General features: G+C 39.2%; 24 protein-coding genes. 15 read left to right on the forward strand and 9 right to left on the reverse strand.

The annotated features are described in order from the left end of the window. Nucleotides 1–148: 148 nt before the first annotated feature. A complete protein-coding gene (locus MSMAS_RS08090) occupies nucleotides 149–1,018 on the reverse strand; it encodes a DUF1638 domain-containing protein (RefSeq protein WP_011035060.1) in 870 nt (289 codons plus the stop codon). Between the two features lie 242 nt (nucleotides 1,019–1,260). On the opposite strand from MSMAS_RS08090, the gene MSMAS_RS19500 reads away from it, so the two are divergent. From MSMAS_RS19500 to MSMAS_RS19220, 3 genes are all read left to right on the forward strand, one after another. Next, the gene (locus tag MSMAS_RS19500; RefSeq protein ID WP_226987769.1) at nucleotides 1,261–1,377 is read left to right on the forward strand and encodes a CRISPR-associated endonuclease Cas1; all 117 of its coding nucleotides are present in this window, start codon (nucleotides 1,261–1,263) and stop codon (nucleotides 1,375–1,377) included. An 85-nt stretch (nucleotides 1,378–1,462) separates the two neighbouring features. Continuing rightward, nucleotides 1,463–1,543, forward strand: coding sequence for a CRISPR-associated endonuclease Cas1 (locus tag MSMAS_RS19505; RefSeq protein WP_226987768.1), 81 nt, complete (start codon nucleotides 1,463–1,465; stop codon nucleotides 1,541–1,543). Nucleotides 1,544–1,638: 95 nt separating this feature from the next. Continuing rightward, complete coding sequence (locus MSMAS_RS19220; protein WP_011035059.1) at nucleotides 1,639–1,800, forward strand: hypothetical protein; 162 nt, start codon at nucleotides 1,639–1,641, stop codon at nucleotides 1,798–1,800. Nucleotides 1,801–1,945: 145 nt separating this feature from the next. Here the strand turns inward: MSMAS_RS19220 and MSMAS_RS08095 are convergent, their stop codons facing one another. Continuing rightward, nucleotides 1,946–2,188: a hypothetical protein gene (locus MSMAS_RS08095; protein ID WP_155395358.1), complete on the reverse strand. Its 243-nt coding sequence runs from the start codon at nucleotides 2,186–2,188 to the stop codon at nucleotides 1,946–1,948. Nucleotides 2,189–2,893: 705 nt separating this feature from the next. Continuing rightward, nucleotides 2,894–5,686, reverse strand: a complete 2,793-nt coding sequence (locus MSMAS_RS08100) for a COR domain-containing protein (RefSeq protein WP_052728059.1) — start codon at nucleotides 5,684–5,686, stop codon at nucleotides 2,894–2,896. Nucleotides 5,687–6,133: 447 nt separating this feature from the next. On the opposite strand from MSMAS_RS08100, the gene MSMAS_RS08105 reads away from it, so the two are divergent. Continuing rightward, nucleotides 6,134–6,571: a hypothetical protein gene (locus MSMAS_RS08105; RefSeq protein ID WP_048046422.1), complete on the forward strand. Its 438-nt coding sequence runs from the start codon at nucleotides 6,134–6,136 to the stop codon at nucleotides 6,569–6,571. Between the two features lie 850 nt (nucleotides 6,572–7,421). Further along, a complete protein-coding gene (locus MSMAS_RS08110) occupies nucleotides 7,422–9,026 on the forward strand; it encodes a serine hydrolase domain-containing protein (protein ID WP_048046424.1) in 1,605 nt (534 codons plus the stop codon). 239 nt (nucleotides 9,027–9,265) lie between these two features. Here MSMAS_RS08110 and MSMAS_RS08115 read toward each other — a convergent pair whose 3' ends face one another. Next, nucleotides 9,266–10,399 (reverse strand): aldo/keto reductase, encoded by a 1,134-nt coding sequence (locus MSMAS_RS08115; RefSeq protein ID WP_011035054.1) that lies wholly within the window; start codon nucleotides 10,397–10,399, stop codon nucleotides 9,266–9,268. A gap of 407 nt (nucleotides 10,400–10,806) precedes the next feature. Between MSMAS_RS08115 and MSMAS_RS08120 the strand changes: the two genes are divergently transcribed. The 5 genes from MSMAS_RS08120 to MSMAS_RS08140 all read left to right on the forward strand — a co-directional run bounded on the left by MSMAS_RS08120 (nucleotide 10,807) and on the right by MSMAS_RS08140 (nucleotide 14,742). After that, nucleotides 10,807–11,166: a carboxymuconolactone decarboxylase family protein gene (locus tag MSMAS_RS08120; RefSeq protein WP_011035053.1), complete on the forward strand. Its 360-nt coding sequence runs from the start codon at nucleotides 10,807–10,809 to the stop codon at nucleotides 11,164–11,166. A 286-nt stretch (nucleotides 11,167–11,452) separates the two neighbouring features. Then, a complete protein-coding gene (locus MSMAS_RS08125) occupies nucleotides 11,453–12,001 on the forward strand; it encodes a DUF6141 family protein (RefSeq protein WP_015413095.1) in 549 nt (182 codons plus the stop codon). A gap of 535 nt (nucleotides 12,002–12,536) precedes the next feature. Next, complete coding sequence (locus MSMAS_RS08130; protein ID WP_221069012.1) at nucleotides 12,537–13,034, forward strand: DUF6141 family protein; 498 nt, start codon at nucleotides 12,537–12,539, stop codon at nucleotides 13,032–13,034. Between the two features lie 500 nt (nucleotides 13,035–13,534). Continuing rightward, nucleotides 13,535–13,918, forward strand: coding sequence for a hypothetical protein (locus tag MSMAS_RS08135; protein ID WP_011035050.1), 384 nt, complete (start codon nucleotides 13,535–13,537; stop codon nucleotides 13,916–13,918). A gap of 155 nt (nucleotides 13,919–14,073) precedes the next feature. Continuing rightward, nucleotides 14,074–14,742, forward strand: coding sequence for a hypothetical protein (locus tag MSMAS_RS08140; RefSeq protein ID WP_048046426.1), 669 nt, complete (start codon nucleotides 14,074–14,076; stop codon nucleotides 14,740–14,742). Between the two features lie 4 nt (nucleotides 14,743–14,746). Here MSMAS_RS08140 and MSMAS_RS08145 read toward each other — a convergent pair whose 3' ends face one another. Next, complete coding sequence (locus tag MSMAS_RS08145) at nucleotides 14,747–15,778, reverse strand: class I SAM-dependent methyltransferase (RefSeq protein WP_011035048.1); 1,032 nt, start codon at nucleotides 15,776–15,778, stop codon at nucleotides 14,747–14,749. An 89-nt stretch (nucleotides 15,779–15,867) separates the two neighbouring features. Here MSMAS_RS08145 and MSMAS_RS08150 point away from each other — a divergent pair, with 89 nt between their 5' ends. Next, a complete protein-coding gene (locus MSMAS_RS08150) occupies nucleotides 15,868–16,044 on the forward strand; it encodes a hypothetical protein (protein ID WP_155395229.1) in 177 nt (58 codons plus the stop codon). Nucleotides 16,045–16,669: 625 nt separating this feature from the next. On the opposite strand, the gene MSMAS_RS08155 is transcribed toward MSMAS_RS08150, so the two are convergent. Further along, nucleotides 16,670–17,695 (reverse strand): cache domain-containing protein, encoded by a 1,026-nt coding sequence (locus tag MSMAS_RS08155; protein WP_015413091.1) that lies wholly within the window; start codon nucleotides 17,693–17,695, stop codon nucleotides 16,670–16,672. A gap of 550 nt (nucleotides 17,696–18,245) precedes the next feature. Between MSMAS_RS08155 and MSMAS_RS08160 the strand changes: the two genes are divergently transcribed. After that, entirely contained in the window at nucleotides 18,246–19,022 is a 777-nt protein-coding gene (locus MSMAS_RS08160) for an exodeoxyribonuclease III (RefSeq protein ID WP_011035046.1), read from the forward strand. A gap of 140 nt (nucleotides 19,023–19,162) precedes the next feature. Here the strand turns inward: MSMAS_RS08160 and MSMAS_RS08165 are convergent, their stop codons facing one another. Next, the gene (locus MSMAS_RS08165) at nucleotides 19,163–20,677 is read right to left on the reverse strand and encodes a type I restriction-modification system subunit M (protein ID WP_011035045.1); all 1,515 of its coding nucleotides are present in this window, start codon (nucleotides 20,675–20,677) and stop codon (nucleotides 19,163–19,165) included. A gap of 384 nt (nucleotides 20,678–21,061) precedes the next feature. On the opposite strand from MSMAS_RS08165, the gene MSMAS_RS08170 reads away from it, so the two are divergent. Beyond that, the gene (locus MSMAS_RS08170) at nucleotides 21,062–23,431 is read left to right on the forward strand and encodes a tetratricopeptide repeat protein (RefSeq protein WP_226987641.1); all 2,370 of its coding nucleotides are present in this window, start codon (nucleotides 21,062–21,064) and stop codon (nucleotides 23,429–23,431) included. A 37-nt stretch (nucleotides 23,432–23,468) separates the two neighbouring features. Further along, nucleotides 23,469–23,693 carry a hypothetical protein gene (locus MSMAS_RS08175; RefSeq protein ID WP_011035043.1) on the forward strand — a complete coding sequence of 75 codons (225 nt, stop codon included), beginning with the start codon at nucleotides 23,469–23,471 and terminating at the stop codon, nucleotides 23,691–23,693. A 79-nt stretch (nucleotides 23,694–23,772) separates the two neighbouring features. Here the strand turns inward: MSMAS_RS08175 and MSMAS_RS08180 are convergent, their stop codons facing one another. Both MSMAS_RS08180 and MSMAS_RS19935 read right to left on the reverse strand, forming a co-directional pair. Continuing rightward, a complete protein-coding gene (locus MSMAS_RS08180) occupies nucleotides 23,773–24,054 on the reverse strand; it encodes a helicase C-terminal domain-containing protein (protein WP_011035042.1) in 282 nt (93 codons plus the stop codon). Next, nucleotides 24,002–24,229 carry a DEAD/DEAH box helicase family protein gene (locus tag MSMAS_RS19935; RefSeq protein WP_080503122.1) on the reverse strand — a complete coding sequence of 76 codons (228 nt, stop codon included), beginning with the start codon at nucleotides 24,227–24,229 and terminating at the stop codon, nucleotides 24,002–24,004. The genes MSMAS_RS08180 and MSMAS_RS19935 overlap by 53 nt, the downstream gene beginning before the upstream one ends. Nucleotides 24,230–24,465: 236 nt before the next feature. On the opposite strand from MSMAS_RS19935, the gene MSMAS_RS08185 reads away from it, so the two are divergent. Further along, nucleotides 24,466–25,635 (forward strand): tetratricopeptide repeat protein, encoded by a 1,170-nt coding sequence (locus tag MSMAS_RS08185; protein ID WP_230633360.1) that lies wholly within the window; start codon nucleotides 24,466–24,468, stop codon nucleotides 25,633–25,635. Nucleotides 25,636–25,825 lie beyond the last annotated feature (190 nt).

Below are 25,825 nucleotides of genomic sequence, written 5' to 3' on the forward strand. Positions count from 1 at the left end.
AATATTTTTTATTGCATACTGAAAAATCTTCATAAAATCAGTTCGATTTTGAACTTTCTCTCTTTTCAGATTCGAAAGCTTTAAAAATAAAATGACATACGAAATAGCAGTTGGAACAAGTATATCCAGCCTGTAATTTATATAAAAATCATTTCAGTGTATGCTGGACAACGCCTTTTTTAGCTGTCCTGTAAGACTTCTCTGCAAGTTCCACACTTCCCTTTACTTCAATGATTTCCATATCGAAAGTGCGGGCAAAATCCCGGACGTTTTTGTGGAAATCCGGGTCGTATGAAAGACCTGTATCGAGTTTTACCACTCGTGAATATCTCGGGTCCTTCAGGTAATTCTCGTTGAAGTTCCGGGATTTCTTCCTTTCTTCCCTCATCTCTTTCCAGCTTGAAGCCCACATGGACGTGAAATAGAGAGCACCAGTCCCCCTGCAGGTGTACATGAGTTCATCATAGGCGGCATTTCCTCCGATAGCGGCGCTTATGCAGTCTACCACAACTTCCTCATTTCCATCTTTAAACCAGTAAAGGGGGCAGTCAAATTCCAAACAATTCTCTTCCAGATTCTCAAAGGCTCCTCCGCAACTGCAGTAAAAGAGAAGGATTCCGTCTGAAAAAGAGGTCATCTCCTTGATATTTTTGTAGACTTCAGACCTGAGGATCTCAATATCATCATGAAGTCCTAGCTTCAGGAGGTTCACAACCACTGTCAGTTCTTGAGCCGCTTTAATCTTCATCTTCTCGTGAATTTTCCTGAAAAAAGGAAGTATAAGCAGGGGTTTTGAAATAGTCATGAAGCCAGAGCCGTGCCCGTTTCCCAGGAGAAAAGGAACCCTATCCAGGGGCGATGTTCTGGGCAGGCAGTTATCGGACCTGAGTTTCCGGAGCAGCCCGAAACTATCCTTGTTTTCCACCACAATTAACTGCTTCATTTCCTTATCACTGGAGATTATATGGGCAAGCTCATCCTCAAACATCCTGCAAGAGATAATACTCAGTACGGGCATGTGAAAACCCCTTTCCGGTTGTTTTTTAATTCTGATTCTGTTACGATTTAAAAAAAATGCTGGATAACCTATATTTTGAAGCCCTATAATTTCCTATCGATAAGCCATTAGTTAGAAAAAAATTACTATTATACCTGATCGTAATTCTAAGAGTGTATATTCCTGTTAAAAGGATCAGGCAAGCTCTTAACCACAAAACTTCCTCCTGAGAGTACCAATATAAAAACAAAGAGAGTACCAATATAAAAACAAAATTTGCTCAGTATCATGCTTTTGAGGGTAAGAAAACAAGGCTAGAGATAGCAAAGAGGTTTATTGAGGCTAAACTAAAAGGTCTAAAGCTGTTCTTGATTTCCTGAGCCAGAGGTATCCTGAAATTAAATTTGATATTTTGGATGGACTCACAAAGTTAAAAGGTGTAAAGAGTTTCAGGGAACTGTAGGTCTGGATGCTCATGTAGGGTTTTTGCATGAAATCACACCAAGCAAAAATAGCTTAGTATATAGCCTACTTGACCTACTTTAAGAGTCACTGAAGAAATTTATCAAACTCATCGATCAGAAACGGATAAATATTTTGTATACAGTTTAATTAGTGTTAATTACTTCAAGGGGATTAAAATGGCAAAGAATACTGGAGAAAATAGAAGAAATGGATCTGTCAAAGGAAGAACACAGACATACAACCCTGTAACGGATCAGCATGTAAAGAGAGATGCAACGACTGGACAATTTATCGGTGCGAAGAAAGGAAAATATAAAGGTATTAGAGAAGAAAAATAACCGACCACTAAAGGTTAAAGAGATTGATTATTTCTTTAAAACGGTTTTATTTCTTTTTAGACTTAAATTGAATTCTTGTACAGTATATTAGCATGTACACTTATCTTCTGTAAATACATACAACATTACAGCCATATCTAGGGATTTACAAAAACTCAGAAATTTTGTATGCATTTTGAAGCCCTAACAGTACTGTGCCCACCCCACGTTCTGACAGGCGTACAAATCCTTTTGGGATGCTTTTATCCACAAGTTTAGCGCGATACAATTCTTTGACTGCATTTTGATCTAGTTTTGATTGCTTTTCCCAACCTTCGTTTATGCCAAGAGTTCCCATTTCATATAGATGTTTAAGTATTTCGCTTTCCATAGTTTCTAAAATGTACATACCTATAAACTCCTGATCTTCATTATCTGAGAGAAATAAAGTCTTCATTAGTGCAATGAGGGTAATCAAATTTTACAAACAAAAGCAAAAAGCTCCATTAATCATTGATTACAATCACAACAATAAAGTTAACGAAATATTATTTATTATTTTCATAATATCAAAAACAGTAGGTAGAAGAATAATATAAGATTAAACTAATAAAAAAAATTGAAGAGTTTATGTGAATTTCTCCACTGGAAATTAAGGAATGAGCTGGTTTCAAAATTCCGCTTATTCATGTATTTGATAAAAAGTATCAATTCTATTAAGTTCTGATGATCTTGATTTGTCCACTCCAAAAAATTGGCATGGAAAGATTGAGGGTAGTTTTAAAGCAAGCTCAATAGAAAATTATAGACCGTAAAGCCAGAAACCTGAAGGCTGTCTGTGCCTGTCTTACTTTAAAATATATGTATCACTCATTTTCTAAAGGCACTTTACATTATATGAAGCAGAATGCCAAGTCAGATAAACCGTTTACTCTTAACTCTCATTTTCTGGAAAGGGTGAATAGGTGGGAAGCATTGGTTTCTAGTCAAATGTAAAAGTATGTATAGTTTTTACTGTAAAATGTAAAAAAGGAAAGTTTACTGTAAAATGTTAAAATGTAAAATTACAGTAAATAGTTTAAAAACTAATAAATTTATTTCCTTTAACAGTTAATTAAAGAAATAGATCAGGGATTTGAGGCATTGCAAGCCACTGAGCGAATTTATTATAACTTCTGCCAACTTTTTGTACAATCTCTATGCCTTTTTGAGTTCCTTTAATCACTTTATTATAATCAGAATTAGGATCGGCCAATTTATTGAGGAAGCGATATAGCTTATTAAAAGGTTTAACTATCTTTTCTTTGTCAGAATTAATGTTTATCTCATCTAAACTATCCTGAATTGTTTCCATATCCCGATCAAGCTTAGGATTTATGTTTTCAAGCTCGTCTTTTAAACTATCAAACTCGGCTCGAATATATGGTAGTTCTACCTTTAAATCTATATTGACATTTATACTAATTTCTGATTTTAGTTCAGCTTTAGAGATTGAGTTTGCTTCTGAACTAGTTTGTACTTGGTTTATTAAGACGATTGGTGTTTTACCTCCGAATTCATAATTTCCTTGGGGTTTGTAACCATATAATAGCGACGAAATGGATACTTGCTTGCTGCTAGTAAAACATATCGTATTCTCCAATTTTTCAGTTTCCGCTTTTAGCAAGCCTTCATATGGGTACCTTTGAAGACAATTAGCTGAACAGTTACAAGGTATTTCTTTGCTGAGTTTTACCTTTTTTATGGACGCATTGATGTGGTCAAGATGATTGCAGATAAAGCCTAATACTTCCCTTTTATTATCACCTTTTATTCTGATCTCAATCCGCTTCTCATCAGGCTTCATCTCTACAAAAGCACGTGAATTTTCGAGCTTTAATACCACTCCTTCTCTCCAGCACATAGGCATTTCATTCTCTTTTTTCTCGATATCATGATGCATTCGCACAATAAAGCGGGTAATTATACCAGGAGGCAAAAAGTAATCATAACAATAAAAGAAGCACAGATTATCTTTCTCGTCCCATATAAAGTTGGGTGCGTTTTTAGGTAATAGTTCAGGAATAAGATAGCTGCTTTCATCTGGAAGTTCGTAAGCAAGCTCAAATTTATTCATTAAGTCCATTAATTGGGGGTAAATATTGGATGGATATGTTTCTCTGTCCCAGATCTGGCGTAATTCACTGTATAGCAATTTACCTTCACGTTGGAGAACGGACTTTGTTGACAATATTTTATAAAATGCACCTGTAACCCATTCAGGTTTTAATATTACCATATTTTCTAATTTATCATCAAAATGAAGAATTACTCCTAGTTCGTGTAAATATCCGTCTAGTGTGTTAATATTTTCTTCGTCTAATCCTTCCGAAACACATATATTATAAAATTCATCGTAAGAAATCCAATAATCTTTAAGTCCTTCAAGTGTTCCACGTACTTTGTACCACGAATCAAACCATGAAGCTCTCATTAAAGGAAGGTCCCAAGCGATTTTACTAATAGCTTCTTTTAGAGTGGAGATTCCTTTGCCATCTTTACTATCAATTTTGAAGTTATCTACAATTTGAGGGAACTTATTTTTGAGATCTTTTAGATTTAAATCGTCATCACTTTCGTTCATCTTGCTCATTACAAGGATTATTGGGCTATCTCCACCAAAAGCTTCAATTGTGTGCAACCATGAATAGATATTGTTAAAGTCCTTTGCTTTCCTCGCGTTCCATACTAATAGATAAACTGAACGCGTTGTTAGGAAAAACTGGTGAGTTGCATGATAGATTTCCTGTCCACCAAAGTCCCAAATATTCAGTTTGATTATACTATTACTAGAATCAGGAGCTTTAGTGCTCCATTTTGATATATTTATTCCTTCAGTTATCCCATCTTCCGCAAATTCATTGGTAATTAATCTATGAGTTAGGCAAGTTTTCCCAACTTCCCCGTTACCAACTAGTATTAACTTTGCTTCATTGTTTTCTGTAGTTTTTGATTGCTTCAATTGTCTCAAATAAGTGAGGATTGAGCTCAATCCCATAGAAACAATTTCAGGCGGAGGTGAAATTAAAGGATTATAAGAAACGTCAAGCTGTTTAAGTTCTGTAAGTTCTGCAATCTCAGTTGGTAGTTCAGTAAACTCATTCTCAGATAAGTCAAGTTTTACAAGTTTTTTAAGTTTTTTAATTTCAGGCGGTAGTTGAGTCAGATGGTTTCCAGACAAATACAGATTTTTAAGGTCTTTAAATTTTCCAATTTCTGGCGGTATTTGAGTCAGCTGATTATAAGAAATATCAAGATCCTCAAGGTTCTCAAGTTTACCAATTTCTTGTGGTAATTGAGTTAAATTATTATGACATAAGGAAAGTCTCACAAGATTCCTGAGTCCAGATATCTCTGGAGATAGTTGGGTCAGTTGATTATTAGAAATATCAAGATTCTCAAGATTCTCAAGTTTTCCAATTTCAGATGGCAACTGTTTTAGATTGTTATGGCACAAAGAAAGTTTTGTAAGTTTTGTAAGTTCCCCAATTTCAGACGGTAGCAAAGTCAATTGATTGCCAGTTAAGTCAATTTCTCTAAGGTTCTTAAGTTTTCCAATTTCTGATGGCAACTGCACAAGCTGGCTATAGAATGAGTAAAATTTTGTGAGTTGTTCAAGTTCCCCAATTTCTGGTGGTAGTAGAGTTAAATGATTCCTAGATAAGTTTAGCTCTGTAAGGCTTTTTAATTTTCCTACTTCTGGTAGCAGTTCAGTCAGATCATTTCCATACAGATTAAGTTCTTTAAGGTTTTCAAGTCTCCCTATTTCCGGTGGTAGTTCAGTCAGATTATAACCATCTAAATAAAGCGCTAAAAGGTTTTTTTTCGAAGCTTCTTTAATAAGTTGAATTACCTTTTCTTTCGTCATTATCTGCCTCAACTACGATTAATTAACTCTTATATGTATTCCCAATTACATCATACAGTCCATACTTTTACTCCAAAAGCTTTTTCTTTTTATTCAGTTTTATTTGTCACCTTTAATTTTTGAACAATTTGAATCGTTAAAAATAAAATTGAATAAAAAGAAGATTGGTATTTTGGAAAAAACGTTTGGCTATTTTTATACCATCATTTGATATAAAGACATGAAAAATATATTTTTGGATAGGACAATTTTTGAATAATAGCGGTGTGTAAGCTTTATAAACAGCTTCTTTTCTTAGATGGCAATACTTTATTGTTTAACTTAATTTAAGTCTATAAAAAGATGTACCAACTGAAAGAGCTTGAAGATATCCTGAAAGCTTGAAAGAACAACAAGCAATCTTTAAAAACTATGGAGTGATTGTAGAAATAATGAGCTGGTGATTAATTGCCATTTTTTGAAAGTTTTTATGATGAAAGTGAACGATTATTTGATAGAGCTGTTGATAGAAAAGAAAGATTGGTTCAAACTTACATTGTAGTAAGTGGTTTGTTGGTAGCTTGTTATCAGCAGTTACCTATTTCTAGTATTTATGCATTTTATATGTTTTTAGCTGCTGTAATATCTTATTATGTTGAGCTGTCAAGAATAAGGTTGCCTGATGTTTCGACTAACGCACTTAAATTAGCATTTCTTAATTTTCTCGGGATGATTTCTGCGGCTACTTTTGCTTATTTAGTGGTTGATTTTGTTAAACATATTTATAGTGATAGTAACCTTTATTTTTCGGTATTGTTTTTTATTATGACTTTAACTGTAATAAGGTCATTGTGGTTAAACTATCCAGAATTTACTCCTAGAAAAACAAATAATGTGGAAAAATAGTATTTTCTCATTTTTTTCTCAACTTCTCGTGTTATTCCTTCGCATATCATCACTAAGAAGCATTAAATTTATCTTTTTTGCAATATTTTCAATAAAGGTCTCCAATCATATATGTCCAAGCTCAAAAGTATAAAATATATAATCGAGTGACTAGTTATCCTGTTAATCAATTTGACATTTTTTTGTTATAGTTAGTTTTAGAACCTACTCTAAAAGTAAGTAATGCATGTTGAAAAGTCACAAGAAGTGATAACATTGGAGTGCCCATTAAGGTTTTGCATAACTCCTAAAAATGCGTACAAAAAAATTAGCTTTTTATCAATATGAACTTATAAAAATAAGGTAATTTTTATTTAGGGCAACTTTTGAAACACGGTTGTGCGTAACTCGTACAATAGCGTACACCTTTTATTAATCTGGCTTTATAGAAGATACCTAATTTTTGCTAGGGCAACTATTCTAAAAATAGTGCTGTGAAAATATTTCAGTAGCGTACAAAAAATTAACGTTATATATATCCCCCATAATTATTGCGACGGGTTGTATTTGAACCACAAATACCTTCGTGAAAGAAGAAAGATTAAGAACTTACATTTTAGCAGTCAAAAAAGTCTCATTGCAAATAAAATGATATATTGCCCAAAAGCTAAACACTTGACGACATCCTGCTCAACCCATTAATTTTCCTGAAGTTATATAAACTGCCTTACTTTTCCCTGGGAAAGTTTAACTTTTAGTAAAACACATTTTATTGCATATTATATGAAATATATTATCTGAAATTCAAATTGTGCTGTCGCTATTTTTCAGGCAGAAAAAAGCAAATATAGGGCAATTTGAGGTATATTTGATGAGGGGTAATGGGAGTTCGAAATTTATCGAATTACTTGTGTTTTTATTGATTCTGCTTGCAGCCTCCGGTTGTGTTGAGACTCCTGATTCAGGCAACGAACCGGCTTCAGTCAATGAGTCTGCAACATACTGGCCAACCGAAGAATGGAGAACTTCAACGCCTGAACAGCAAGGGATGGACTCTGAAGAACTGGCCGGAGCCCTTGATTACATACAGGAAAATGACATTAACATCCACAGCCTGTTGATTATACGCAATGGATATGTTGTAACTGATGCCTATTTCTATCCTTTTTCTAATGGTTCAGTACACGATGTCGCTTCCGTTACCAAGAGTTTTACAGGGACCCTGATAGGTATCGCAATTTCCGAAGGGTACATTGCCGGTGTCAATCAACCAGTTCTGGATTTTTTCCCGAATCATACTGTTGCGAATGTTGATGCAAATAAAAAGGCAATGACTCTTGAAGACCTTCTTACAATGAGATCGGGCCTGGAATGCGTTAATGAGCCTTACGAAGTTACTACTGAGCAGATGGAGAAGAGTCCTGACTGGATCCAGTTTGCGCTTGACCTGCCCATGGCAGAAGAACCGGGAACCCGTTTTGTCTACTGCAGCAGTAACTCACATCTCCTCTCGGGAATTATCAGTGAGACCACAGGCATGAACGAATCTGATTATGCTCAGGAGCGACTTTTTGAGCCCCTTGGAATCTCCAATTTCATCTGGCCCTCTGACCCTCAAGGAAATAACCGCGGCTGGGGTGATCTGCATTTGACCCCTCATGATATGGCAAAGCTCGGCTATCTCTATCTTAATAACGGGAAATGGGATGGAAAACAGATAGTGCCGGCAGAATGGGTTTCCGAATCAACGCGTGAGCAGGTCTCTCTGGGAGAGGACGAGGGATATGGTTATCAGTGGTGGGTTCCAGACGATGACCTTCCTGAACGTTATGACGCAAGGGGCCGTGGGACTCAACTAATAACTGTCGTGCCTGAAGAAAATCTCATAATTGTGACAACGGGCGGTGGCTTTAACGCAGATGAGACAGCTCCTTTCCTTGTTTCTGCTCTGAAATCAGACCAGCCTCTGCCTGAAAATCCCGTCGCCTATGAAAGGCTTCAGGAAAAAATAGATGCCGTTGCAGAACCTCCTGAGCCTGAACCTGCGAAGCCTCTGCCTGAAACGGCAAAAGAAATTGAAGGAAAAACATACATTCTCGATTCCAATCCTCTGGACCTTCAGTCTCTTTCTTTAACTTTTGATGAAGAAAAAGGAGAAGCTTTACTAATAGTGGGACTGCCGGAAAATCAGACGTTAGAATATCTTCTGGGGCTGGATAACGTCTATAGATTCTCTCCCGGAGAATATGGTTTACCTGCGGCAGGGAAAGGATCATGGGAGTCAGACAATGTTTTTGTTGCTTACATCGATGAGGTCGCAAATATAAATCATTATAAGGTAACTACTACTTTTCAGGACGATCAGGTAACCATACTGTTGCAGGATCCGACATGGTTTGGAGATGTAGAATTTGGCGGGAGGCTTGAAAGCGGCAGCGAACGGGAAGCGGCTGCAAGAAATAATACCAGCAGTTGATGGTGATAGTATATTGGATAATATATTGATAACTTAGAGCCCATCCGAAAAGTCAAATACGGAAAATTGAAAAATCATAGCGGGTCTAAAAAAATCATAGCTGGTCTATAGAATCAGAGTATCAGTTCTGGTTTTGAATTATTTTTTGTAAAATTTAGATCAGGTGACCATTTTTCGGATAGGCTCTTAGTTGAGCGAGACAAGAAAGATCCAGTAAAGTGAATAAAGTTATATCAATCTCACTCAAATTTTTCCCTTACTTCCTTCAGCATCTTCCTTATTTTGATATTCTGCGGACAGACTTCCTCGCATTCCCCGCATTCAATACAATTTCCAGCTTTTTCTTCCGGCAGCAGAAGAACCCCATACTGGAACTTTGCATTCTCCATGTCGTCAAGCATGAAAACATCATTTAAGTAACTGAGATTCCGCGGGATATTCACTCCTGATGGACAGGGCATACAGTACTTGCAGTTTGTGCAGTTGACTTTTATCCTGGACCTGTAAATTTCACTCACTTCAGATATCAGGCTTTTTTCCTCGGCTGAAAGGGAATTGGGCTGCCCCTGTTCTGCAATTCTCAGGTTTTCTTTCAGGTGCTCCATTTCTGACATCCCGCTCAGGACAACACTGATTTCGGGATAGTCCCAGAGGTAGCGGAAAGCCCATTCTGCCGGGGTTCTTTTAACTTCAGCTATGTCCCACACCTTCTTTGCTTCTTCCGGGACTTTTGATGCCAGGTTTCCTCCGCGCAGGGGTTCCATGATAACGACGGCAAGACCTTTTTCAGCCGCGTATTTCAGACCCTCTATTCCCGCCTGGAAGTTTTCGTCCAGATAATTGAACTGGATCTGGCAGAGGTCCCACGGGTAAGCGTCAACGACTTCCTTGAAAACGTCAGGTTCGTCGTGGAAGGAAAAACCCGTGTATTTGATCTTTCCGGCTGCGCGGGCTCTTTCAAGGAAGTCTATAACTCCAAATTTCTTCATTTTTTCCCAGTAACTCTGTTTAACGGCGTGCAGGAGATAGAAGTCTATGCAGTCCGTCCGGAGCTTTTCAAGCTGCTCGTTTAAGAAGCGGTCCATGTCTTCTTTGCAGTTTACTCGCTTGCAGGAAAGTTTTGTTGCCAGATGGACTTTTTCCCGGTAGCCGTCCTTCAGGGCTTTTCCGAGGAAAACTTCATTCATCCCGCTGTGATACGAATAAGCCGAGTCAATGTAATTAACCCCGTGGTCAATAGCATAACGAACGAGACGGATTGCTTTTTTTTCGTCTATACTTTCAGGGTTTCCGTCAATAACAGGAAGCCTCATACAGCCGTAGCCGAGAATGGAGACCATCTCACCTGTTTTTCCCAGTTTGCGGTATAGCATGTTTTTTCCTCAATAATTTTGCTGCATTTTTTGCCTGCATTATACATTTTTTGCCTGCATTATAAGGAGTAGGGGGCTATAGCTTTACTGCCCGAGTCCCGCCTCGGGAGGGCGGTGTCCTTTTCGCTCGCTTTGCTCACTCAAGAGGACTAATTTTTGGTTCTATTGTAAAACTTAACTCAAGAGGACTAATTTTTGGTTCTATTGTAAAACTTAACTCAAGAGGACTAATTTTTGGTTTTATTGTAAAACTTAACTCAAGAGGATTAATTTCTGATTTACTATAAGGCCGATTTCAGGAGGACTGTTTATGAATTATATAAGCAAATTGAACTGAAGAGGCTGATTAGGGATTATGTTTAGAGATACTGTTATATTCGATCCTTTCCTATGACATATCGATTATTATGGGGAAGAATATCCAAGAAATTAAAGATGTGAAGGGCTTCTTGCCCAGGTCTGTTGCGTACGCTGAGAGGCTGAATGAAGATTTTGGCGAAGGACTTGCAGGTTTTTATAAGTCCGTCTGGGCTGAAAGAGAAGGCGGCCTCTCCATGAAAAATAAACATCTGATGGTTTTTGCCGTCGCCTGCTCCAACAATAACGTGGAGAGCGCGGTAAAGATCATGGAAAGGCTTCACAAATTCGGAGCCACAAGAGCTGAAATCGTGGATACTATGATGATTGCAGCCTGGACTGGCGGCATTCAGAATTTCACGGATTTCAGTGCAGCAATATTGAAGGAAATGGAGAAGCTGGGCTATTAAAATCCCGTTTCTCTCTTATTTTTTAGATAACTTTTAAATCAGTCTTCTTTATGGAAAAGCGTAAAATCCTCAGGTTTTTAGCCTGGTAGTATAATCGTCAACTTATTTACATTCTACCATTATTGATTCTGCAAACTTATTTCTATTTTTTAATTAATTCTTTCTCATAATACTTAATTTCATTTTATTGTATTTCAGTTTTGAAACCAGGCTCAAGTTCTGTACCAACTCTTTAATACTGTTTGCACCTAATAAAATATGTAAGACAGCACTCGGAGACTACTGAATGTACTGCGCAACTGAAGGAATGAGCAGGATCTGTAATCCGGTCCTTTATCGAGAAGTCCAGAAAATGGACCAGCTGTGGATCAGGATTGCAGTCGGGATTCCGGTAGTAATCTCATGGTATGGTGCTTACCAGCAGCTCATTCTCAGAAAACCTTTCGGGAACAATCCTGCCCCTGACTGGATGATGCTTGTTTTGCTGGTGGTCTTCGGAGCCATTTTTCCTCTTTTTTTCCATTCCCTTAAAATGAGTACCGAGGTCAGGAAAGAGGGGCTGTATATCCGTTTTCATCCTTTCCATTTTTCTTTCAGGACCTTTCCGATCAAAACTATCAGGAGTTGTGAAGTAATTACTTATAATCCTATCAGGGATTATGGGGGCTGGGGCATACGTTACGGGCTAAAAGGAACAGCGTATAACGTAAAAGGAAACAGGGGTGTTCTTTTTGAATTTTCGGAAGGGAACAAAGCGAAAAGGCTGATGATTGGATCCCAGACCCCGGAAAAGCTCTCAGAAGCTGTTAACAGGGCAATTAAAATGCAGAATTGAAGACCATCCTGCAGAATTGAAGATCATCCTTGTTTCAGTTTTTATTTTCAAAATTTTGTAGCCGGGGAAATTGAATATTTATCTAAAATCCTGTCTTTATTTCGACACTAGAAGCCCCTGTATTCATAATTTTTTCGGTAACGTTATCTACTTTACTTTATTTTCGCATAATATCTTTTTAATTTTTAATACTTTAGTCAACTTCCCCTTTATGATCTTGTTATTTAAATTAAAATTAATATAGTATTTTCATTTTTTTTCGGAAGATTTATCTACTCAGTTCTGATAGAGAAAAATAGAAGGATTTCAGTCAACAGACCTGCCAGGTTAAAAGTTTTTCAGAAGCAGACGCTTACTATTCATCATTTTCTTTAAAGGGCAGTATTTAAGTAATACAGGTATGCAGTATTCAATGGGAAGTCAGTGAGGGAAGAGTAATGTGCCTGTTTCGTGATAAAAAGAAAATTTACTACGTAAATATTATAAATGTGTATTGGTCAGAGTGCACACCTCGATCATTTAAACGGGAGAGATTATAACGGAACACCCTGAAACAGGTTTAATCTTTCGAGAAGTACAGGATTTGCATAATAATGTCGTTCTGATCTCTGTCCTTTATCCTGCCATTCTTTTATGGTACATCGAGATCCACAGCCTCGTTTTCGGAAAACCTGCCGGGGTTCAGAACATTCCTGATCTTTATTTGCTGGCTCTATGGTTCGTTTTCGGAGTATTCTTTCCTCTCCTGTTCTACAGCACCAAACATATAACAGAGGTTCGAAAGGACGGAATCTATATCCGGCTTGTTCCTCTGAATCCTTCATTTAAGAAAATCCCTATTTATATTGTTGAAGAATGTAAAATTCAGGCATATGAGCCTTTTACAGGGAAGGACTATGTGGACAGGCCCCCCTCCAGAAGGGCAAATTTCGTTGTCATCCTGAAACTCATAACCGGAAAAAGGGTTGTGATCAGTTCAAGAAATCCGAAAGAACTGCACCAGGCAATCATGTCTGCTGTATCTAACTTCTAATTCTAGCTTTTAATTCTAACTTTTTTCTAACTTTTTTCTAACTTTTTTCTAACTTTTTTCTAACTTTTTAATTCTAACTTTTTAATTAATTTGGAATTCCTCAAAATCTCTTCTGGATTGCCTCAGGATTTTTGTCTCAGGGTATATATACTGCCGGCTTAATATTTATTCTGGATCAGGGAAGGAAATAAATTGGAACCTTTAAGGCAAAAAGCATTTTTTCGAGATAGATACGTGCTTTATAATACCTGCAAGGAGGAAAACATATAGGGGCGGGCACTGGAGCTGGCAGGAAGAGGAGATTTTCCGGCGAAGGGACAGAATTTTTTTACAGAGAGCATGCAGGGAAACCTGTAATAGAACTCGAACTCAAAAGCCTGTTACAGCTTTTTGATTCTTTTGACCCTGCTCCTTTCAGAGAAAAAGACCTCGACCCTGAAGCAGAAGAGTACATCTACAATGCCGTTGATGAATTTTCTCTCAAAAAACCTCTTGAAATCATGATATATCTCCCGTCTGCAGGGATAACTCCGGAAATCGAAAACGACCTTAAAGAAGCCATAAAAAACCATTTTTCTTACAAAAAACTCCTTACCGAAATTGAATTAAAAAGGCTTCTTCATCAGGGAAGAAGAAACCTCATAATAGCCCTTACTTTCCTGTTTCTCTGCTTGCTTGCTATCAGGCTGCTTGCGACCTTTGAAGAAAGCCTTGTGAACACTCTTTTTTCCGAAGGGCTACTTATTATTGGCTGGGTTGCCATGTGGGAACCGGTACATATTTTTCTTTACGGATGGTGGCCAATCGTCCACAAACGCAACATTTACGAAAAAATCATACATATGGAAGTGTACATAGGATTCAGGCCTTCGGCAGGTAAATAAACTTCAGGGCACCTTTTTAAGCCGGATAAAGCCTGATGGTTCACTGCCCGAAATATGAAACTAAAGCCTTATATAGAATATGACAACAGTTTAATTGATAACAGTTTTAATTATATTCATATGAGTTTAAAAAGGCTGCAGACGGTGGATGAGAAATGGATTGGGGATTGGATATTTTCCCGAAAGGTACAGATAATCTTTACAGGAAACTGAATGGAAAACTCATGATAGAACTTGAGCTTCATACTGCAATGCAGCTTTTCAATTCCTTTGACCCTGCTCCTTTTCACGAAAAAGAACTTGATCGGGAAGCGGAAGAGTATATTTATAATACGGTTGGAGAATTTCCTTTAAAAAAACCTCTGGGGATCTTTATATACCTTCCTCCTTCCGAAGCTGATGGAGAAACGGAGCATATCCTCAAAAAAGCGATCAGAAACCATTTTTCTTACAAAAAACTTCTCACGGAGATAGAACTTAAAAAACTTCTCCAGCGGGGAAGGAGAAATGTGACAATTGCAACCCTCTTCCTTTTTCTCTGCCTGCTCGTAATCCGGCTCCTATCAACTCTTAAAGAAGGACTGGTACATACCATGCTTTCTGAAGGTTTTACCATCATCGGCTGGGTTGCTATGTGGGAACCTATTAACGTTTTCCTTTACGGCTGGTGGCCTGTTGTGCAAAAAAGGAACATTTACAGGAAAATTCTCAGCATGGATGTAAATATCATAGCTGGCTCCCCAAGCAAAGTAAAACTGTCCGACCCCCGTTTCTCACCGAAAAAAATCAAGCTGAGGGCTGATGATCCGGAATTTTTTCAGTAGCCTTTCATTCGGATATCCGGGCGTCCACAACCACATGCAGGACTCCGGGAGAATACTTCTTAATCTTTCGGGTTTCGAGAACCTCTACTTTTTTTCCCAGTAATTCGGCAGCTTTTTTTACCCTTTCTTCTGGTCTTGTCATTGCAAGGTTTTCAGGCACCGTTTCATGGTAATGAAGAATTCCCCCGTTTTCTTTCAGAGCTTTTATAGCCTGTCCCAGGTAATGGTGGGTTGTTCCCACATATCCCATAATTACCCTGTCTGCCTCCCCTTCTGGAGCAGCCTGAGAGCAGTCTCCGAGAATCGGGATAATAACATCTTCCACACGGTTCAGCCTGATATTTTCTTTCAGGTAGGCAAAGGACTCAGGGTTTATTTCTATCGAGGTAATTTTTTCCGGCTTTGCATGGACAGCCATGGGAATTGAAAAATACCCTATCCCTGCAAACATGTCCACAACAGTTTCACCTGCTCCGAGGAGGCTCATCCTTTTTCTCTCTTCCAGGTTGCCTTTGGAGTACATAACTTTTGTTACGTCCTGCTTGAAAAAGCAGCCATGTTCCTTGTGTATGGTTTCGGTACCGCTGCCCAGAAGAAGCTCTCTTTCTGGCTGACGGAACTGTCCTCCGATTCCTAAATCTCTGACAACACTTTTGCATTTAGGATACATGGAAAGCAGGGCTTCTGCAATCAGAATTTTCTTATTTTCGAGGTTTTCCGGGATGCTGACGATGATGATGTCTCCTAATATATGCCAGCCTGAAGGGACCTGAGCAAGTTCTGTTTCTGAGAGAGAACCTTTAAGGCATTCTTTGAGGGATGCTGGAATTTCCAGAAATTCGGGATTCTCCTGTTCGATTACAGGGAATCCTTCAATTGCTTCACATGCAACCTCTATGACAGGAATTTCGAGAAAAGCGCCTTCTTTTGTCTGAAGTTTCCGAATTTTTCTAGTAATATCCAGAAATTTCCCGGCAATTGCTTTTTCCCTGATTTCTTCTCCTTTTTCAGGCGGAATCCGGATTGCTCTATACATTCGATCTGATGAATAGTGTGCATGGAATTAATGTTTTTTGTTGGAGCCTTCTGTAATCAGGCCAGAATTTCAGGATGAAAAAGGACATATTGAGAAAGAAAATTAAGATATGTGGTAAAGTTCCGGGACTCAATGAGAGGCAAACCAGAGCTGTCGAGAGATTAAAGGAAATAGACCCGGAATGTGAAATTTTCTGGGATTCCGGGATAAAGATTCCCGAATTCATCAAAGGTACCCTTTCGAGACCTTCAACTGAAAGCCCTTAAGATATAGCAATAAGATTCCTGGAAGATTGCAGGGATCTTCTGAAAATGCGGCCCGGAATTGATGAAAATCTGAAACTTTCAAATACAGAGACCAATTTTTTCGAGAAGCCAGGTATGTCCTGCTGCACGCCTGCCGCCAGCTGTATGGAGAAAAAGGGCCCGAATATGCTGCAATTATAAAACGCCCGGGCTGCAGTTGGACTTGGAAAACCGGCAGATGGCACTGAAGGCCTTTTTTTTCTTGAAACGGAGATTTTTCCCGGAATTCTGATCCCGGACGTCTACCCTGAAGGAGTCCTGAGTTCCATTTGTGTTGATGAAGAAGGGCTCATAAAAAACATCGCGTCAGCGTAAACATTGAACACTCCTAACGTTGAACACTCCTAACGTTGAACACTCCTAACGTTGAACACTCCTAACGTTGAACACTCCTAACGTTGAACACTCCTATCTCAGGGATTTCAGGGTCGTACTGTTTACTCCTTCGGGAAAAATATATAATTTTCTCAGTTTTTTCTCTCTGCGCAGCACCTGGACAGAACCGGTATTTCAGCTAAAAAAACATGTCATAAGTCAGTACCGCGGCTAAGAAAAATAAATAAAAAATCTGGTGGCCTGTTTTAAATTAAAATACTTTAATATTTTCTTCTGACCACCCGGGCTGATTTATGGCAAGGAATTTCAGGGTGGAATTTCCTGTATTGAATGTGGTTTGAACGGCGCCTGCAGGTATGTATATAAGCTGGTCCATGTGCAGTTCCACCGGAATTCCGTCTATATACAGGATGCCTTCTCCTTCAAGGATATAATGGACTTCGGGGTTTTTCATCAGGTGGGGAGCAATATTTTCTCCGGGCTTGACAATCGAATGAGCTATGCTGTAATCGAGGTCAAGGTTCTGGCCGGGATTTTCAGGGTTCAGCAGCTCCACAGCATGAATATTTCCCGGCTCCTCAAGATACTTGCAGTCGCTGAGGTTTCTGCACATTATATGATCGTCCACATAAAAACTTGAACCCACGATGTAAGACTGCCCTCCGAAGGTAGATTTTTTTACGAAAGTAAGTTTGCGGTAAGTCTCGGAGATGCCCGGATCCTGCCAGTTATAATCTATCCAGCCTTCTCCGCTTTCACTCTTGGCTGCTTTTATAAAGAGTTCACCTATGGGTTTTCCGTCTGCATCAAGAAGCCCTTTCATGTCCTTTCCTTCACTGTCCTTATCCTGAGGACAGACCAGCTGAGTCCCGTTTATTGTCCAGACAAAAACACAGAAGTCATCGTTGTTCCAGGGAGACTCTTCCTCTCTGAATGAAGCAAAAAGTTCTTCTCCCCGTGCATCAAGGAGCCTGACTGTAGCCCTGACTTTATTTTCTATGTCCCTCCTCTCAGTTGCCATTTTACTCTCACCCTGTGCAAGGATAAGAGAGTCCGGAGGTGCAGGTTTCATAACGGCCGGTTCCGAACTTGTGTTCTCTTCTGAGGCATGATCTTTTCCTGCTATTTCTCCTGTTACCCCTGCAGCAGATACACTTACATTTTCATTTTCGGGCTCATCCGCAATTGCTTTCCTCTCGTCGTGAGCCCCACAGGTAAGTATGCCCAGAAAAATGGCAACTGCAAGCATTCCACATATAATCTTTATTAAATCCATATGACTTCCCTATTTTTTAGATTTCTATTCAATATTGAAAAACCCTTAAGAGCCTTTATCAGAATTTTGAAAAGCTTTCGTCAGATCTTCTTTTATATATAGTCATAATAATTATCACAGGTGTTATTTTATTTTTTCACTATGTTGTTTGGAAATTGTTTGAAGAAACCCTGTTTACTAAATCCCGGATAATTTTTAAGGGATAATTTTTAAGTGATCTGAATTTTTCATGGCTTTAGCTTGCAAATCAATAATTTCTTTATAACTTCACAATTCTTTTAAATTCTGGTTCTTTTAATCTCTCTACATTATGTTCAAGCCTTAATAACTTTATATCGATTTTATCCGAAAATTATGGAACGCAGGACTAAGCAAAGAAAAAACAAAAGATGTAATAAGATCTAAATATAAAAAATGGAAAAGATGCAAACAGGTGTAAAAATAAAAAACAGGTTAATAAGCGTAAAAAATGAAAGGTAAGTAAATAAACGAAAAATGAAAAACAGTTAATAAATGTAGAAAAATGAAAAATATTTAAAAAGGGGTAAAAATGCCGGAACACTATAACCTTATTTCCTGGAACGTAAACGGCCTCCGGGCCGCTGTTAAAAAAGGCTTCCTTGACCTTTTGCTCGAGCACCGGTTTGATATTGTATGCGTTCAGGAGACAAAAGTTTCTCAGGATAAGCTTCCTCGAGAAGTTAAGAACATCCAGGGTTACTATAATTATTTTGTTTCCGCAGAGCAGAACGGTTACAGCGGGGTCGGAACTTTTTCAAAAAATAAACCCATTAAGCTCGAAAAAGGTATGGGCATCGAGGTATTTGACAGGGAAGGCCGCTTTCTGAGGACCGACTACGAAGATTTCGTCCTGCTTAACATCTACTTCCCTAACGGCAAAGCTTCTCAGGAACGCCTGGGATATAAAATGGCTTTTTATGATGCTTTTCTGGACTATGCAAATGCCCTTAAATCCGAAGGTAAAAAGCTTGTAATCTGTGGGGACGTGAATACAGCCCACAAAGAAATTGACCTTGCCCGCCCGAAACAAAACGAAATGATTTCAGGATTTCTCCCCGAAGAGCGGGCATGGATGGATAAATTCCTTGCAGCCGGATACCTTGATAGCTTCCGCATGTTCAACCCTGAAGGCGGTAACTATTCCTGGTGGTCAATGAGAACCGGCGCACGCAGCAGAAACGTCGGCTGGCGCCTGGATTATGTTTTTGTCAGCGAAAATCTCAGAGAAAACGTGAAATCTGCCTCTATTTACCCTGAAATTATGGGTTCGGACCACTGTCCTGTAGGGCTGGAACTGGAGTTTTAAGTTAAATCTATTTTAATCTTTATTTTTAAGGGTTTATCATTTTTTACTCGGGTTGCAGAACTTATGCCTGATTAAAATTTGTGCTTGATTAAAACTTATACTTTATCTGGACTGGTGTTTTTTTAGGATTTATGCCTGACTTATAAATCCTGATTGAGCATCCTTTTTAATTCCGCAATATTTCCCAGGATTTTTCCTTCGAGTTCCTCTATTTTTTCAATGATAATCTCGGGCTTTTCGTACCTGATTTCTTCATACTCGATTTCTTTGTACCTGGAAATCGAAAGATCGTAATTATTAGCTTTAATTTCTTCGGCTGGCACGTAAAAGCATTTTCCTTTTCTATCGGTCGGGTTTTCTTCTCTACGGTTTCTGAATCTTTCGATGATATCCGGGATATCTCCTTTTCTGTCAAGTGGAGTTCGTTTATCATCCAGGGAATAGCCGTCGGCTTCCATATCATAGAACCAGACTTTTTCCGTATTCCCGCCGTTTGTAAAGATGAGCACTGCAGTTGAGACTCCTGCATACGGCTTGAATACGCCCGAAGGCATGGAAACTATTCCTTCGAGCTGACATTTTTCGAGCAGGAGCTTTCGGAGGTCCCTGTGAGCATTCGAGCTTCCAAAGAGCACGCCGTCGGGAACGATTACGCCGCACTTACCTCCGATTTCGAGCATCCTGTACATTTTTTCTACGAAAAGGAGTTCGGTTTTTGTTGTGCCAAGTGTCAGCCTGTCATTGATGTCGTTTTTATCAATGCTCCCCTTGAAGGGCGGGTTTGCAAGAATGACTGTAAATGCTTCTTCTCCGCTGTACTGGTTTGAGAGCGTGTCGGTAGATTCGATATGAGGGGCTTTAATTCCGTGCAAAACCATGTTCATGAGCGCAATCCGGACCATAGTAGAGTCAAAATCAAAGCCGTAGAATGTGTCCTGGTGCAGCTTATCCCATGCGTTCTGCTCGGTTATATGGTCTCCGATAAGGCCGTGCCAGTCCCCTTCCTCGTCTTCTGTCACCATATCGGGACTTGTGTACTTTTTGAGGATATACCTGTAAGCAGTAAACAGGAAACCGGCAGTCCCGCACGCAGGGTCGCAGATCCTGTCATTGACATCAGGGTCTACAAGCTCGACTATCATCCTGATTATGTGCCTTGGAGTCCTGAACTGCCCGTTCTTGCCTGCGGTTGCGAGCTGGCTTAAGAGATATTCGTAAATGTCTCCCTGCACATCAGAAGTCTGTCCCGAAATGTCGAGCTCGTCAATGATTCCTACGGCCTCCTGTACAAGAGAAGGTTTCGGGATAATGAACACGGCATCTTTCATATGCTGGGAAAAAAGCGTCTTCTCCCCATCATGAATATTCTTGATAAACGGAAACACGACATCTCTGACATGCTTAAGCATCTCCTCAGCAGATTTGTGTTTCCATTCCGACCACCTGCACTCCTCGTGCCCTTCAAAAATAGAAATATAAGCCTTTCCGGTAGCATTCGCCCGCCTCTGCTCCAGCACGTCCATATCCTCAAGCCTTTTCATGAAAATGAGGTACGACATCTGCTCAATGGACTGCAAAGGGTTGGACAGCCCGCCGCTCCAGAACCTATCCCAGAGGGCATCTATTTTTGACTTTTTTTCGGGTGGGAGTCTCATGTGATCACTTGTTTTTTACTTGTTTTTTGGTTCGTTTTTAACCTGTTTTTTTAACTTGTTTTGAGCGTTAGTTTCGGGTGTTGTGTTTTAAATGTTGTGCTTTGATATAAAAGAAGAGCCTGAGGTTATTCTGTCTACCTGAAAGCAAGATCTAAACCTAAAAATTAGGTTTTTTCATTCAGTTTTCTTTTCATTGAGTCTTCTATTGTGCAGAACTAAGTGTCTGTCTGGAAATAGCTGCTTGTTGCTGGGAAATCGTGAAGCAGTTGAGAATTTCATGCATGTCGAGTGTTTCTTACCTGAGATATTATGAAGTTTACCGTTTTTGCAGGAACTTCTGGAAGATACATTTAATTCTAATACTCTGAGCTCCAAATTACCTTTATGTCCAGGCGGCTCGTAGATTTAACAGTCAGGGAATTGATGAATGCATCCACTCTTTTTGAAAAGGAGAAATATGAAAAGGCACTTGAGAAGCTTAATAAAGCTGAAAAACTGGCGGAAAAGGCAAAAAGTTCGGACCTTATGTGCCGTGTTCTGCTCCACAAAGGAGAGGTTATGGATTCCATGGATTATCCAGAAGAAGCTCTGGAGCTGTATGAAAAAGCTCTGGATATTTCATCACGCCTTTTTTTAAATGAACCCCAGGATTCCTCCTATCAGAAATGTCTTTATAATTCCATTGGTCTCATTGGAACTAATCTTGAAGATAGAGATAGTTTTTCGGCAGCAGAGAAGTCTTATGGACGTACAAATAAATTATTTGATGGGATAACTGATGAATATAATAAACTGATTGCGGAGCAGCCTGAAAACTCTGAGTATTTGTTGAATTATTTAAAAACCCTGAAAAATATTGGTGCTTATTTTTTAATTATCGGTCAACCTGAAAAGCAAATCCCGCTTACCAACAGTACCCTGGAAACTTTCAGAAAAATATTAATTCTCCAGCCCGAAAATCCGAATATTTTAGAGCAGCTGGATTTATTTGTGAGGAAACTTGGAGAAGAATTTCTGGAAAATGAGCTTTTTGAAGATGCGAAAAAACTCTATGACCAGTTACAGGAGATTTACAGGAGTCTTCTTGAAAAATACCCAGATAACGAGATTGTAATTCATTATTTTATTTTCTCATATGGGTATTTAGGAGACCTCCAGTCGATACAGGGATACCCTGAAAAAATGGAAGAAACTTACCTGCAGGCTCTTTCAATAGTAGAAGATAACTTACGCAAAAACCCTGAGGACGCTGCATTTCTTGTTAACAGAGGTAAAATTTACGAGGAAATCGGGCTCAATTATTCGGAATCCGGAGACCCCGAAAAAGCAAATTCGTTCTATGAAAAAGCGCTCGCAAACTTTGAAGGTATGACAGGAAAGTACCCGGATGACCAGGATTATCAGTTTAAACTTACAGAAACTTTCGGCAACCTTGGGAAACTTTTTGCAAAAATAAAGCGCATCGAGAAAGCAAAACAATGCTATATGTATAAGATTAAAATTTATGAGTCCCTCTTCGAAAATGGTCCCGAGGATGAAGACCTCAAAATGGAGATTATCGATACCTTCACGCAGATAGGGAACCTCTATGCTGAAGCAGGAGATAGGGATCAAGCAAAAGAATACTATGAAAAGGCGATTGAAGGATATGAAATGCTGCTTTCCGAAAACCCGGAGTCAACTGATTTTGAGATTGGCATTTCGGACGTCCTCACGGCTCTTGGGGACATGTATGCAAAAGTGGAGCATGAAGATGTGGAATCCGAAGACGAAACCGAAGATGCAGAATTTGAAATTGCCAGGGAATACTACGAAAAAGCCCTCAAACTAAACGAAAAAGAATTTGGACGATATCCTGACGATTCAACATGCCAGGATGAGCTTGTCAGGACACTGGGCAAAATTGGAGATTCATTTGCAGCTCAGGAAAGGTACATTGATGCAGTTCCATATTACCGGCGCATTATCGAGATCAAGGAACAGGCGGTAAGAGATAATCCCGTCGAATGGATCTATATAATGACTCTTACTAATTCTCTGTATCAGTTAGGGTATTTATATGGACAAATAGGGGAAATAGAACTGGAGAAGCAACAATATTCAAAGGCGGAGGAACTTTTCTCAAGATTATTACACGATGAAAAAATCTCCCTTCCGGTAAAGCAAATCCTGGCTTTTGATGTGCAGGGCCGTGGAATAGACCTTCTTAATTCCAGGAAATACGACAGCGCGAAAGGAGCCCTTGACCTTGCCCTTGAATTCTTTGAAAACGAGTATGAAAAAAACCCGAAAGAGCCGGAAAACTATCCTTTCATATGTGAAGCACTTCACCAGAGTGGAAGGCTGCAACAATCCCTGGAGAACTTTGAGGAAGCGGCTAAAATCTTTGATTCACTGCTCCCAGCAGTGGAAAAATTGCTCGAATCAAATCCCGAAAATCCCGAAAATGCCGAATACCGGGAAAAAGCAGGAATCAATTATACCGATGCCGGGGAAGTGTATTATCTTATCGAGGAGTATGAAAAATCTAAGCAGTCCTTTAAAAGAGCCCTGGACATAAATGAAGTCCTCCTTGATGAAGAACCGGATAACCCCATATATAAGATAAACCAGGCGGAAACATTCGGGAAATACGCAAAGTTACTCTCAAAACTTGGAAGGAATGAGGAAGCAGACGATTACAGTACAAAATCCAAGGAAATATACAGGAAACTGGCTGAAGAGGACTGTGGCGAAAAGGATACTGATGAATAAAAAATGAAATTTAAAAACCATGTAGACCTGTGATGTTATGCACAAAACCTTCAGAGAATTTAACGGCAAAACCTATATGCTCGATGAACTGAGCTATTTCGGGCTTGAAAAATCCGATGCCGAGAAAAGAAAAGCCATGATTAAAAAGAGCGGGCTCGGAGTTAGATGCATAAAGAAAGCAAATGGCAAATACGTAGTATACCGCGAATATACCGGCGATATAAATGAAGAAGACGGCTCTTCGCTGTTTAGAATTGGTTGAAAAATAGTTACTCAGTTATGGGTTCCTATGCTTAACTTTTTCATATTAATCTCTAATGCACTCATAGTAAAATATTTTTTCAAAATGGTAAATTCCTAAATATTTCGTTCTTCAATTTTTGTATTGATTTTTCGGAAGGAAAGTCAGGGATTCTTTTCTCGTAAAAACTAACAGATTCATTTATCAGGTTTCTATGGTCTGAAATATATTTTGGGAACCTTGAATCCAGGGTAAATGTGTAAGCCCAGTCTTCTTCCGACCTTATAGACCTTCCAATACTCTGGCATACTGAAATAGCAGTTCTGTATTTATAAAAAATATTGTTTCTGAAGAGACTTCTGGTTTGTGCAGATGTAAGCATTTTTAAAATACCTGGCAATTGCAATAGACAGCGCAGTTTTTCCCGAACCTGTCGGAGCCTGAATTATAAAATTGATTTTTCCCCTGTCAGGGCCTTCCTGAATTTTATCTAAAACGTATCCCTGATGTCCCCTTAACTCTCCATGCGGGAAAAAGTCTTTGATGACTATATATATTCCAGTTTAAATTTATACCTGCTGTACTTATTTATATAGTAAATATGAAACGATATATATACATATGGATAAGAGGCTGCCAGAATCACCTACCTCACAGGACATCACTGCGCTGAAGTTATCTTCAGGTAATTCGGGTAATTAGAGTAAATCGAGAATTTGTTTTTCCATTTTCACTTAATTCTAAATAATCCTAGTTCCAATTTATCTACATGTCCAGACAGGCTGAGGATTTAATGGTTAGGACTTTAAGTGATGCATCTTCTCTATTTGGAAAGGAGAGGTACAAAAAAGCCCTTGAAAAACTTGATAAAGCCGAAAAACTGGCGGAAAAAACAAAGAGGACGGACATCCTGTGCCGTGTTCTACTGCAAAAGGGAGCGGTAATGAATTCCATGGGTAAGCCGGACGAGGGCCAGGACCTGTACGATAAAGCCCTGGATATTTACAGGACTTCCAATTTAAATGAGCAGGAGAGTTCGGTTCTTAAACATACCCTTTCGAATACCTTTAGTGAGCTTGCAAAACACTTTAAAATGGTAGACAGTATCGAGAATGCAGAAAAGTGTTACTTGAACGAAATAAAGGTCTATGAGATCCTTCTGGAGAAGGACCCCGAAGATGAGGATTCAAACCTGGAAATTGCCAGAGTTTTCAAAGCTATTGGAGATCTATATGAGTATTTTAAGCCAGAAAAGATGGATCCCGAAACTGAAAGGCAGTATTACGAAAAAATTCTGGACATAAGGGAGAAAGCATTTGAGCTGCTTCCTGATAGTGAGACCTATATATATGACCTGGCCCATGCCCTTGGAAAACTTGTTGATTACTATATAATTCGACAGGACTATAAATCCGCGATTCAATTTCAAGAGCGTGTTGTTGAGGTCATGGAGGAACTTATTGATCTTCTGGCAAACTGGAAGGACCTGAAAGCCAAGAGCAATGCCTATGATAAACTGGGTTCCCTTTATGCGGAAATTGGAGAAGAGGAGCTCGCACAGGAGCAGTATTCAAAAGCCCTTGAATATTATGGGATGATTTTTGATGACGAACTCTGGCCCTTTTCTGTTAAGGCGACGCTGGCCTCCGAACTCATGGAACGCGGAAAGACCCTCCTCCTTTTAAAGAAATACGAGAGTGCGAAAGAATCTATGGACATGGCCCTCGATTTCCTTGAAGGAGTAGATAACGAAGAACCGGAAGACAGCACAGAAGAATCCCTGGACCTGGCCTCTGTTATTCTTGGAGAAGGATATGAGGAAGAGTCGGAAGACTCCGGCTATCTGGCAGAGTTGGCTGAAATCTTCAGGGAGTATGCAAAAACTCTCTCTGACCTGAACCGGAATGAAGAGGCAGAGGAGTTTACTGCAAAATCGGAAAAAATATTGAGGAAACTGGCTTAAGAGGGTAATGGAGATTCATAAACTTCTTCCAACACCCCCTTCAAATCTTCAGAAAAACCGGATTTCATGGGTTTAAAGGTAAGGAAATATCCTTCTACTCCAAAAAAGGTTTTTAAATTCACCTGGGATCGAAAACCTCCGCCAGCTTGTCTGGCGGCCCTGTCCATAATGAAAAAGAAGTTGAAAGAAG

This window comes from Methanosarcina mazei S-6 (assembly GCF_000970205.1).
Classification (GTDB): Archaea; Halobacteriota; Methanosarcinia; order Methanosarcinales; family Methanosarcinaceae; genus Methanosarcina; species Methanosarcina mazei.

What these genes read in the sequence shown, in the direction of transcription:
- MSMAS_RS08115 (WP_011035054.1), bottom strand. Translation starts at nt 10,399, where the DNA reads ATGCTATACCGCAAACTGGGAAAAACAGGTGAGATGGTCTCCATTCTC.
- MSMAS_RS08170 (WP_226987641.1), top strand. Translation starts at nt 21,062, where the DNA reads ATGTCCAGGCGGCTCGTAGATTTAACAGTCAGGGAATTGATGAATGCA.
- MSMAS_RS08145 (WP_011035048.1), bottom strand. Translation starts at nt 15,778, where the DNA reads ATGTATAGAGCAATCCGGATTCCGCCTGAAAAAGGAGAAGAAATCAGG.
- MSMAS_RS08175 (WP_011035043.1), top strand. Translation starts at nt 23,469, where the DNA reads ATGCACAAAACCTTCAGAGAATTTAACGGCAAAACCTATATGCTCGAT.
- MSMAS_RS08125 (WP_015413095.1), top strand. Translation starts at nt 11,453, where the DNA reads ATGTACTGCGCAACTGAAGGAATGAGCAGGATCTGTAATCCGGTCCTT.
- MSMAS_RS08135 (WP_011035050.1), top strand. Translation starts at nt 13,535, where the DNA reads ATGATATATCTCCCGTCTGCAGGGATAACTCCGGAAATCGAAAACGAC.
- MSMAS_RS08140 (WP_048046426.1), top strand. Translation starts at nt 14,074, where the DNA reads ATGGATTGGGGATTGGATATTTTCCCGAAAGGTACAGATAATCTTTAC.
- MSMAS_RS08160 (WP_011035046.1), top strand. Translation starts at nt 18,246, where the DNA reads ATGCCGGAACACTATAACCTTATTTCCTGGAACGTAAACGGCCTCCGG.
- MSMAS_RS08185 (WP_230633360.1), top strand. Translation starts at nt 24,466, where the DNA reads ATGGTTAGGACTTTAAGTGATGCATCTTCTCTATTTGGAAAGGAGAGG.
- MSMAS_RS08110 (WP_048046424.1), top strand. Translation starts at nt 7,422, where the DNA reads ATGAGGGGTAATGGGAGTTCGAAATTTATCGAATTACTTGTGTTTTTA.
- MSMAS_RS08120 (WP_011035053.1), top strand. Translation starts at nt 10,807, where the DNA reads ATGGGGAAGAATATCCAAGAAATTAAAGATGTGAAGGGCTTCTTGCCC.
- MSMAS_RS08165 (WP_011035045.1), bottom strand. Translation starts at nt 20,677, where the DNA reads ATGAGACTCCCACCCGAAAAAAAGTCAAAAATAGATGCCCTCTGGGAT.
- MSMAS_RS08100 (WP_052728059.1), bottom strand. Translation starts at nt 5,686, where the DNA reads ATGACGAAAGAAAAGGTAATTCAACTTATTAAAGAAGCTTCGAAAAAA.
- MSMAS_RS19220 (WP_011035059.1), top strand. Translation starts at nt 1,639, where the DNA reads ATGGCAAAGAATACTGGAGAAAATAGAAGAAATGGATCTGTCAAAGGA.
- MSMAS_RS08180 (WP_011035042.1), bottom strand. Translation starts at nt 24,054, where the DNA reads ATGCTTACATCTGCACAAACCAGAAGTCTCTTCAGAAACAATATTTTT.
- MSMAS_RS08155 (WP_015413091.1), bottom strand. Translation starts at nt 17,695, where the DNA reads ATGGATTTAATAAAGATTATATGTGGAATGCTTGCAGTTGCCATTTTT.
- MSMAS_RS08090 (WP_011035060.1), bottom strand. Translation starts at nt 1,018, where the DNA reads ATGCCCGTACTGAGTATTATCTCTTGCAGGATGTTTGAGGATGAGCTT.
- MSMAS_RS08095 (WP_155395358.1), bottom strand. Translation starts at nt 2,188, where the DNA reads ATGTACATTTTAGAAACTATGGAAAGCGAAATACTTAAACATCTATAT.